Consider the following 9071-nt stretch of genomic DNA (forward strand, 5'->3'; position numbering starts at 1 on the left):
TGTGCTCCCTCTGGCAAGAAAGTGGTTGATGGTACAGCGGTCAGTTGCCCCGGTGGGTGATTGAGCCTGGTCAAGTTATGGCAACGCTCAGCGATCGCTCGCGGACAATATCCATTTTGGCCGGTAGGCTAATCCACGACCCGTAAACGTCCTTGATGTAGCGCTTCATATACGCTGTCCAACAAGTCTTTGTCCGAAGGCGACAAGCTGTTTTGAGAAAACAAACACATCAGCAGTTGCTGATCATGACGAGTGATGCGGCGAGTCGTAAAAATCTTTTCGATTGTAGTCTCAAGGTTCATCATCTTCAGGGCACTCCTGATTCCTAATTTAATGGGAATACATAGTTGAAGAGAAAGCATTCCCGTGGGCTGGTTGAGCGTCAGCAAATCCTCGATAAATCAAGGCCAGCCAACAGGCTCTTTAGGCGTTCACACTAGCCTCTAGCAACCTCGGAACGGTTATCTCATCCTATGTTTTACTTTAGTCTGTGTGTATTTATTGATGCATCGGTATTCATTGTGGACTTGTAGGACAAAGTCCTTGAAGTTCTTATCGGTTCCTTGAAAAACTGCGGATCGCAAAAATACGGAATTTACCATCCATGTTTTTGATTAAGCCAGATTTGAGGCGATTTATCCGTATAACTGCCGACATTAAAAAGCAGGAGGCGCGATCGCACCCCCTGCCAAAATTCTTGAACTTTTTAGCTTGTTGTAGCCTTTACAAAGCACAGACCAATCGAGAGCTGAGGGGTTTGTGAGGCTCTAGACGGCGGCCAACTCAGGAGTGGGCCGCTTGCTGTTGCGGATGCCCGCGATCGCATCAGCGTAGTCTGCCGCTTTGAAGACGCCGGAGCCAGAAACGATCGCATTGGCACCAGCCTCAATGACCTGCCAAGCGTTATCAGGCTTCAGACCGCCATCTACCTCAATCCACGGATCGAGACCGCGCTCATCGCACATCTGGCGCAGATTTTGCACTTTCGTGATCATTTCAGGAATGAACTTTTGACCGCCGAAACCGGGGTTGACGCTCATGATCAACACTAGGTCGCATAGTTCCAAGACGTGCTCAATCAAGGTGAGGGGAGTCGAAGGATTTAGCACCACCCCAGCTTGTTTGCCCAACTCACGAATCTGTCCCAAGGTGCGGTGCAGGTGGGGAGAGGCGTTATGTTCGGCATGTACGGAGATGATGTCAGCTCCGGCTTTAGCAAAGTCTTCAACGTACTTCTCAGGCTCCACAATCATCAGATGCACATCCAAGGTTTTTTGGGTGACTGGACGTAATGCCTGCACAATCAGAGGACCGATGGTGATGTTGGGGACAAACCGTCCATCCATCACGTCAATGTGAACCCAATCAGCACCGGCTTCATCGATGGCACGAACCTCATCACCCAATCGACTAAAGTCAGCCGACAAAATAGATGGAGCAACAACAACTGATTTTTGAGACTGGGTCTGAGCCATAGCTGAGGGTTTCTCCTAAATGCTTTAGTTAGTAGTTATCGTAACAAAACCTTTAGCTTTTCAACAGCGTGCTTACAGTGATCCGGTCGTTGTGAACCCAGTAGTGGACGCTTTTCGCGATCGCACATTCCCTTCGCATGGCGCTGTTCCGTCGCGATGTTTGCGATTTCGAACCATTAAAATTGGGCGATCAGCTGTTACGAAGTGATGACAGGCTGTAGTTGCTAATATTTTAGGCAGGTTGGGCCGGAGTCATACGGCTGAGGAGCAGGCGCTTAGGCAGGGTGAGCCGTAGCGGTGGCGTGCCAATGCGGTCGTTGCTGGCCACGTTATCTCCATGACTGTTAAGCGGTTGCTTTTTAGATATCTTCAGTTCATGACTTGACCGATTTAGAGAACGGATTCGAAACATTGGCCGCTGCTGGGGAGTGGAAACGCTGAATGAATGCATTAAAACTGGCGAGAGTGATGCGCGACTGGCGGAGTCGTTGCTTGTTGACTCTGGGGGCAGTGGGTGTAGGAATGCCGGTTTGGGCCTTATCGACCTCGGTGGGAACGGGTGGCATTGATGCGTTGAGGTTGCATGGGGCGCCTTACTTTTTAACGGGTGACAAGATTGCCATTGGTCAGGTCGAAATTGGCCGTCCGAGCCAGTTTGGCTTGGATAAAGTGGCGGGACCGGACCTGCCAGTAAAAGTGGGGCGAGTGTTCTTTTTAGATCAGCAGCCGAATCCGAATCAGTATGTGGATGGCCATGCGGCGAATGTAGCTAGCGTCATGGTCAGTCAGGATAAGACGCTGACCGGAGTGGCCCCCAATGCAGTGCTGTATGCGGCGGCGATCGGCCCCATTCGTGGACGCAGTGGTCAGCCAGAGGAATGCTTTGCCTCTCAGCAAGTGGCGCTGAGCAACGGTGGCGATGTGCGAGCCATTAACTTTAGCTTTGGCGAATCGCTCAGCCGGGATCCGCGCCCTGATGCGGTGTTGGATGGCAATGCTTTGTTGACCCAGTGCATTGACTGGTCGCAGCGCCTCCATGATGTGCTGTATGTCATTGCGGGGAATCAAGGAGGTGGAGGCATTCCGATTCCCACTGATAATTTCAATGGCATTAATGTGGCCTACTCCCGTGAGGTCGATGGGGTGTTTAGCAAGGTTGATTTTGCCAATTTGGGCAGTGAACCGGACTTTCAGCCCCGGCGATCGCCCGCCCCCGAGAGTAATGTGGGCGATCGCCGCTCCATTAATCTGGTGGCTCCCGGTAGTCAAATCACCGTCATCAACCCCGATGGCAACTCGCGCACGGTGAGCGGTACGAGTTTTGCGGCGCCCCACGTCACGGCGACGATTGCCCTGCTGCAAGAGTGGAGCGATCGCCAGATCCGGTTGCCAGAAGTTGGTTGGACGCTGGATGCCCGCGAGCCCATGGTGATGAAAGCGGTGCTGCTGAATTCTGCGGACAAGCTGGCGGACAGCGGTGACGGACGCCTGCTGGGCATGACCCGCACCCTGCTAGACGAGGGCAACCGCACCTGGCTGGAATCAGATGCGTATCGTGACCCAGCGCGCCCTCTGCATGCCGAACTGGGCACGGGCCATCTCAATGCGGCGCGGGCCTTACAGCAGCTACAAGGCGGCGAATGGTCGGGTGCCCAACAGGTGCCCGCCATTGGGTGGAGCTTTGACTCGGCGGAGTCGCCGTTGCCGCCCGATTTGCCCCGCACTCAGCAAGCGAATTTACAGCGGGACTATGTGTTTGCGGAGCCGCTGGCGGGCGGGAGTTACCTCTCAGCAACGCTAGCTTGGGAGCGGTTGGTGGTGTTGAACGATGCCAACAACAACGGTCTGTATGATTTGCAAGAGTCGTTTACCGATCGCGGCATCAATAATCTCGACCTCTACCTCATGCGGGCAGAGGATGAGGATGTGGCCGATAGCGTGTGGTCATCGGTGAGCCGGGTCGATAGCGTGGAGCATATTTTCACGCAAATTCCTGCTACAGGCACTTATAAGTTACGGGTGGTGTATCGTCAGCAAGTGCCCGATGAGCTGGCACAAGACTACGCCTTGGCTTGGTGGGCTGTGCCTGCCTCGCAGGTGGATTAGGCCCCTGCGTTTGAGGGCCGCACCAGTTTGTTAGGGTGAATGACAAGTCGTTAAGGACACTGCAACCATGACCGTATCGCCAGCGACCCATATTGTGGTTGAGTCTCAGCCGAGTCGCGATCGCCTCGCCGAACTTGGCGTGTTCGATTGGCCGATCTGGACGAAGGAAGCCTCCACGTTTCCCTGGACGTATGATGAGTCGGAGACGTGCTACTTGCTCGCGGGCGATGTGGTGGTGACGCCTGAGGGCGGCAGTCCCGTCTCGATGGGAGCCGGTGACTTGGTGCGGTTTCCAGCTGGGATGTCTTGTACCTGGGAAATTCGCACGGCGGTGAAAAAGCACTACACCTTTGGGGATGAGTAAGGGCGGCTAAGCCGTAGCGGTTGCCGCTGTATTTGAGAAATTGTGAAGAGACTATGCGCTATTTGATCCAGGCTTATCGTCGCTTGCTCACCCACCCTCAGTATGGGATTTGGGTCTTTTTTGGCTCGTTGCTATATCTCATTAGCCCCATCGATATCTCACCAGACATCATTCCTTTTGTGGGGCAAATCGATGATGTGGCGCTGATTATGCTGATGGCGTCGGCGGCCACTCAATGGTTGAGTCAGCAATTTTTGAAGGAGGAAACGGCGGAGTCGCAGCCCTCTGACGAGGGTGCCTCGGAAACGGTGGACGTTAAGGCCGTGGAAGTGGATTAAGGGCTGCTCGTGAGCGATCGCGACCAAACTGACTGACCGACAGGCGACGGTTTCCCTATTCCACCCCCCTGACCCCGTGAATCGTGGTGCCGGGCAGCTTGGTGGGCACGGGGGTGATTTCAATCGATTTGATGTTTTGTTTTTGCAGAATGACGAGCTTTTCGCCCATGTCGAGCAGCACATTGTCTTCGTGCAGCATCTTTTGCAGGTGACTGACGATATTGGCTGATTCGGTGCCCTCGGGCTGCGCATCCCACTCAAACTGTTGGGCAGTGCCGTCGATATATTGGATGTGCATTTTGACTGTTTGGCTCATGGCGCAGTCTCCTGAATTATGCGATCGCATCTCAGGAATCATACTGTTAGCCTTTCGAGTGGGGTTAATCGAGGTTGTGAGCCTTAACAGCCTGTAACAGTTTCTTCTGTCGTTATGTGACGGGTGTCGAAGGGTTATCGCCTAACTGAGTAGATGGGATGTCGCAACTGGCGAGGGGATGGGCTTGCTGCATCAGGCCATATTCCAACCCTTCCACAACGGCCTGATAGGAAGCTTCGATGATGTTGCCTGACACGCCTACCGTCGTCCAGCGCTGATGGCCGTTGCTGGATTCGATCAGGACACGGGTTTTGGCGTCGGTGCCCGCCCGCCCGTCGAGAATGCGGACTTTGTAGTCGCTGAGGTGAAAGTTGGCGATCGCGGGATAGAAGTTGGCCAGAGCTTTGCGTAGGGCGCGGTCTAACGCTGAGACTGGGCCATTGCCTTCCGCCGCTTCGAGGATTTCCTGATCGTTAATGGCGACTTTGACCGTGGCCAGCGATCGCGTTTTCCAGTGGGCCTCTGAGGGCAGATTGTCGCAGTGTACTTGAAAGCCCCGCAGCTCAAAAAAGCTAGGTCGCTGGCCGAGTACCTCGCGCATCAGTAACTCAAAGCTGGCTTCTGCCGCCTCAAACTGGTAGCCTTCGTGCTCTAGCTCTTTCAAGCGATTGAGTAGTTGCCGCGAGGCCGTATCTTGTTTGTGGAGTTCGATGCCAAAGTTGCGGGCCTTCGCCAGGATGTTGCTCAGCCCCGATTGATCGGAGACCACAATGCGGCGACGATTGCCGATCGCGTCGGGCGCGATGTGCTCGTAGGTTTTGGGATTCTTTTCAACCGCGCTGACGTGGATGCCGCCCTTGTGGGCAAAGGCGGAGAGGCCGACAAAGGGGGCGTGGTCATCCGGGGCCAGGTTCGCCAATTCGCTGACAAAGCGACTGGTTTCCGTCAATGACTGCAACCGTTCGGGGGGCAGGCAGGGCTGACCTAGCTTGAGCTGCAAATTGGGAATCACGGAACAGAGATTGGCATTGCCGCAGCGCTCACCATAGCCGTTGATAGTACCTTGAACCATCGTGGCTCCCTGCTGCACGGCGGCGATCGCATTCGCCACGGCCATATCGGCATCATTGTGGGTGTGAATGCCCAGTTGGGGCGTCCCCCGCTCCTCGCTGTGATGGGTCTGAGTCTGGAGCCACGCCTGCACGTCCGCGACAATTTGGCCGACCTCGTGGGGCAGGGTGCCGCCGTTGGTGTCGCACAAAACTAGCCACTCGGCTCCTGCTGCGAGGGCACTGCCGAGGGTTTGCAGCGCATAGTCTGGGTTCGCTTTGTAACCGTCAAACCAGTGCTCGGCATCGTAAATGACGCGGCGGCCCTGCGATCGCAAAAAGGCGATCGTGTCGCCAATCATGGCTAAATTTTCCTCTAGGGTCGTCTGCAACCCTTCGACGACGTGTAAGTCCCAAGACTTGCCAAATAGGGTGACCCAGTGGGTGCCCGCCGCCAAAATCGCCTGCAACATGGGGTCGGTGTCTGCCGCTTTGCCGGGACGCCGGGTGGAACAAAACGCGACAACTTCCGCCTGCTGCAACGGCTCCTCTTTTAATTGCCAAAAGAACTGCACGTCTTTGGGGTTCGCCCCTGGCCAGCCGCCTTCGATAAAGGGAATGCCCAACGCATCCAGCTTGTGGGCAATTCGCAGCTTGTCTTCGATGGAGAGGGAGAGCCCTTCGCGCTGGGCTCCGTCGCGCAGGGTGGTGTCGTAAATCCAAACGGCGGGTTGATCAGCAGACGCGGCGGGTGAAGACATAGCGATCGCACAAAAATGGCAGCAAACAGCAGGGTATGCCCGAAAAACAGGCATAAAGTTCATTCTATCGACTGGCCCACAGTGACAGGGCAACATTGCTAAACAGTAAGATTTTTCTTTTGACAGACGGAAGTGAGTGCAGTTGCTGTTCACCCTCTCTCCAAACCTCTCTCCCAAGGGGAGAAAGGCTTCAAAGCCCGATTTTTTTGAGCCATGCTGTTTCAATCAAGTTTGTACAACGGGCTGAGGGGACATCGAACTCGCGTTCTTGACAGACGGAAGTGAGTGCAGTGGCAATGCTCCGGTCATAGCGGTGGCGGTCCCCGTTTGGCAAAATAGAGCGAGTCAAATTCAGGCTGGGCACGACCCCGGCAATGAGGAGGTCAGATGCCCAAGGTGACGGCGCAGGGGAAAACGTTTGATTGCGAAGCGGGCGCAATTTTGAGAACGGTGTTGCTGCAAAACGGCGTTGAGTTGCATAACGGTCAGTCCAAGCTGATTAACTGTCGCGGGCTGGGCAGTTGTGGGACTTGTGCCGTGCAGATTGAAGGGGAAGTGTCGGCGGTGAATTGGCGCGATCGCACTCGCCGCTCGTTGCCGCCCCATCATCCTGATCGCGATTTGCGGCTGGCCTGTCAAACCCGCGTGTTGGGCGATGTGCGCGTCACCAAATACACCGAGTTTTGGGGCCAAGGGGCAGAGCCGCAGTGGACACCGGAAGGGAACGTGGTCGATTGGTAAAAGGTTGGAATCTGTGAGGCGAGCGATCGTCCCGATTGTCAACATCACTCCCCGGTACTCACGGCGGTATCTGTGAAGGTCAGCAACCCTAGAAACTCGACCGCTCCGAGAGTGATTATGGGAAGAAGCGGTAGATTTCTCGACGATGCAGTAGGCGTACGAAAATGACTTCCTGATCAGTTACTTTTAGCCCGATGCGATAATTCCCGATGCGTATCCGGTAAAACGCTTGATAGCCCTTGAGTTTAAGCAGGTTAAGAATATCGGCAGTACTGTCTGCGGTTTTGCATTTTCGATCTCATCACTCACCTGCGCTAGCAGGGTCTTGTCCTTGATGCGCTTCAGGTCTTTCTTAAAGCTGCTGCGAAACCGAACCCTCACGCTTCGCCTCGAAGGATCGCCTGAATATCACTTTCATCAACGAATTCAGTCTCTTCACCTTCCTCAATGGCCTGGGCTAGTCCCACATCTTCTAATGCCTCTAAGACCAACTCGTAAAAGACTTCACGCCGTTGCTGCAACATCTCGATCAGCACTTCTTTCAGCAACTCTTTAGTCTGGTCATCATCTAGCGTTAGCTGCATTTGACAATCTGGATGAAGGGTATGCCCTAATCATAGGTGATCGTAATTTACGCTGATTTGGACGCGATCGCCCCATCGATCCAATCCCCAGCTGGAGGAATACGTGTTGGTGCATCAAAAGCAGGTGCTGGTGGAGCGGTTTCAGCGCAAAGCGGACAACTTGTGGGTGCCGGAGATTTTTCGAGCGGGCGATCGCGTGCAGTTCACCAGTATCGACTTCACCTGCGATATCGCCGCTCTTTACGAAAATATGGATCAATTGCAGTAGCTAAGGAGCGAATTTTGCCAGAGGTCAGTCGCTTTTTTGGCATCATCATTGCCATGTACTACAACGACCACACGCCGCCTCATTTTCATGTGCGTTATGGGAAGCAGAAAGCTATCATCGAAATCGAAACGCTGTCTGTTCTTGAAGGCAAGCTTAAGCCGAGAACGCTAGGCTTGGTCATCGAGTGGGCCGCCCAGCATCAGGCAGAGCTACAGCGAAACTGGGATTTAGCGCGACAGCAAGCCCCGCTGAACAAAATCTCTCCCCTGGAATAAACCATGTTGCAAGATATTGTTGCGGTTGAACCGAAGGACGATTATACGCTGCATCTTGTTTTTGAGGATGGCGTTAGCGGCGATTTGCAGATTTCCAAGTTAATTGACTTTACAGGTATTTTTGCCCCTTTACGACAGCCTGATTTCTTTGGCCAAGTCAAAGTGCATCCCGAATTGGGAACGGTTTACTGGCCCAACAATGCTGACCTTGATCCTGACGTGTTGTACGCCTATCTGAATACAGATGAGCCTAAACTAGAGACAGCCGAGACGATGTCTTGAATGGAGAGGCCGCCATGGTCGAGATGTCTCAAATTGAAGCGCTGAGCCAGCAAATTGCTGAGCAGTTCCACCCTGAGCGCATCATCTTGTTTGGTTCCTATGCCTATGGTGAACCGACGTCAGACTCAGATGTGGATTTGCTGGTGGTGATGCCGTTTGAGGGCCATTCTCCTCGGCAAGCGGCTGAAATCCGGTTTCAAGTTCGTCCTCAATTTCCCTTAGATTTACTCGTGCGCACCCCTGAGTTGCTGCGTCAGCGGCTAGAGATGGGAGATTTTTTTATGAAAGAAATCGTCGATGAGGGCAAAGTGCTTTATGAAGCCGCTGACCCAGGAATGGATTGAGAAAGCGGAGGGCGATTTTAGAACTGCGGGTCGAGAGCTACAGGCCGAGCAGTTGCCCAACTATGATGCTGTCTGCCAAAGTACAGGGACAAAACTATGGCGGTGAAAGCTGCAAGCTAACCGTGGTCGGGATTTGACAAATCGAGGAGCGAGGCGGTGAGCTAGAAG

14 protein-coding genes are annotated in these 9071 nt (G+C 53.9%); 8 read left to right on the forward strand and 6 right to left on the reverse strand.

The features are described 5' to 3' along the window. Positions 1–128: 128 nt before the first annotated feature. Complete coding sequence (locus DYY88_RS24030) at positions 129–305, reverse strand: hypothetical protein (protein ID WP_165390102.1); 177 nt, start codon at positions 303–305, stop codon at positions 129–131. Between the two features lie 462 nt (positions 306–767). Next, positions 768–1475, reverse strand: a complete 708-nt coding sequence (gene rpe / locus DYY88_RS07070) for a ribulose-phosphate 3-epimerase (RefSeq protein ID WP_039726168.1) — start codon at positions 1473–1475, stop codon at positions 768–770. A 441-nt stretch (positions 1476–1916) separates the two neighbouring features. Here rpe and DYY88_RS07075 point away from each other — a divergent pair, with 441 nt between their 5' ends. The 3 genes from DYY88_RS07075 (at position 1917) to DYY88_RS07085 (ending at position 4283) form a co-directional block, all read left to right on the forward strand. Then, the gene (locus DYY88_RS07075) at positions 1917–3581 is read left to right on the forward strand and encodes a S8 family serine peptidase (protein WP_130199341.1); all 1665 of its coding nucleotides are present in this window, start codon (positions 1917–1919) and stop codon (positions 3579–3581) included. 67 nt (positions 3582–3648) lie between these two features. Further along, on the forward strand, positions 3649–3945 hold the full coding sequence (locus DYY88_RS07080) for a cupin domain-containing protein (RefSeq protein ID WP_039726171.1): 297 nt from the start codon (positions 3649–3651) through the stop codon (positions 3943–3945). A gap of 53 nt (positions 3946–3998) precedes the next feature. Then, positions 3999–4283, forward strand: coding sequence for a YkvA family protein (locus DYY88_RS07085; RefSeq protein ID WP_039726172.1), 285 nt, complete (start codon positions 3999–4001; stop codon positions 4281–4283). A gap of 55 nt (positions 4284–4338) precedes the next feature. On the opposite strand, the gene DYY88_RS07090 is transcribed toward DYY88_RS07085, so the two are convergent. Beyond that, the gene (locus DYY88_RS07090) at positions 4339–4599 is read right to left on the reverse strand and encodes a hypothetical protein (RefSeq protein WP_039726174.1); all 261 of its coding nucleotides are present in this window, start codon (positions 4597–4599) and stop codon (positions 4339–4341) included. Positions 4600–4711: 112 nt separating this feature from the next. Next, entirely contained in the window at positions 4712–6409 is a 1698-nt protein-coding gene (gene cimA / locus DYY88_RS07095) for a citramalate synthase (protein ID WP_044151116.1), read from the reverse strand. Between the two features lie 387 nt (positions 6410–6796). Between cimA and DYY88_RS07100 the strand changes: the two genes are divergently transcribed. Continuing rightward, entirely contained in the window at positions 6797–7150 is a 354-nt protein-coding gene (locus tag DYY88_RS07100) for a 2Fe-2S iron-sulfur cluster-binding protein (protein ID WP_039726175.1), read from the forward strand. 115 nt (positions 7151–7265) lie between these two features. Here the strand turns inward: DYY88_RS07100 and DYY88_RS25035 are convergent, their stop codons facing one another. Beyond that, complete coding sequence (locus DYY88_RS25035; RefSeq protein WP_207223307.1) at positions 7266–7412, reverse strand: type II toxin-antitoxin system RelE family toxin; 147 nt, start codon at positions 7410–7412, stop codon at positions 7266–7268. 115 nt (positions 7413–7527) lie between these two features. Further along, positions 7528–7734, reverse strand: coding sequence for a hypothetical protein (locus tag DYY88_RS07110; protein ID WP_039726177.1), 207 nt, complete (start codon positions 7732–7734; stop codon positions 7528–7530). Between the two features lie 106 nt (positions 7735–7840). On the opposite strand from DYY88_RS07110, the gene DYY88_RS24035 reads away from it, so the two are divergent. The 4 genes from DYY88_RS24035 to DYY88_RS07125 are packed head-to-tail and all read left to right on the forward strand — an operon-like array spanning position 7841 to position 8903. Beyond that, on the forward strand, positions 7841–8002 hold the full coding sequence (locus tag DYY88_RS24035) for a hypothetical protein (RefSeq protein WP_160299527.1): 162 nt from the start codon (positions 7841–7843) through the stop codon (positions 8000–8002). A gap of 14 nt (positions 8003–8016) precedes the next feature. Continuing rightward, the gene (locus DYY88_RS07115; protein ID WP_039726179.1) at positions 8017–8277 is read left to right on the forward strand and encodes a DUF4160 domain-containing protein; all 261 of its coding nucleotides are present in this window, start codon (positions 8017–8019) and stop codon (positions 8275–8277) included. A 3-nt stretch (positions 8278–8280) separates the two neighbouring features. Continuing rightward, positions 8281–8559: a DUF2442 domain-containing protein gene (locus DYY88_RS07120; RefSeq protein ID WP_039726180.1), complete on the forward strand. Its 279-nt coding sequence runs from the start codon at positions 8281–8283 to the stop codon at positions 8557–8559. Between the two features lie 14 nt (positions 8560–8573). After that, positions 8574–8903, forward strand: a complete 330-nt coding sequence (locus tag DYY88_RS07125; RefSeq protein WP_039726182.1) for a nucleotidyltransferase domain-containing protein — start codon at positions 8574–8576, stop codon at positions 8901–8903. Positions 8904–9071: the final 168 nt, after the last annotated feature.

The organism is Leptolyngbya iicbica LK (assembly GCF_004212215.1).
GTDB lineage: Bacteria > Cyanobacteriota > Cyanobacteriia > Phormidesmidales > Phormidesmidaceae > Halomicronema > Halomicronema iicbica.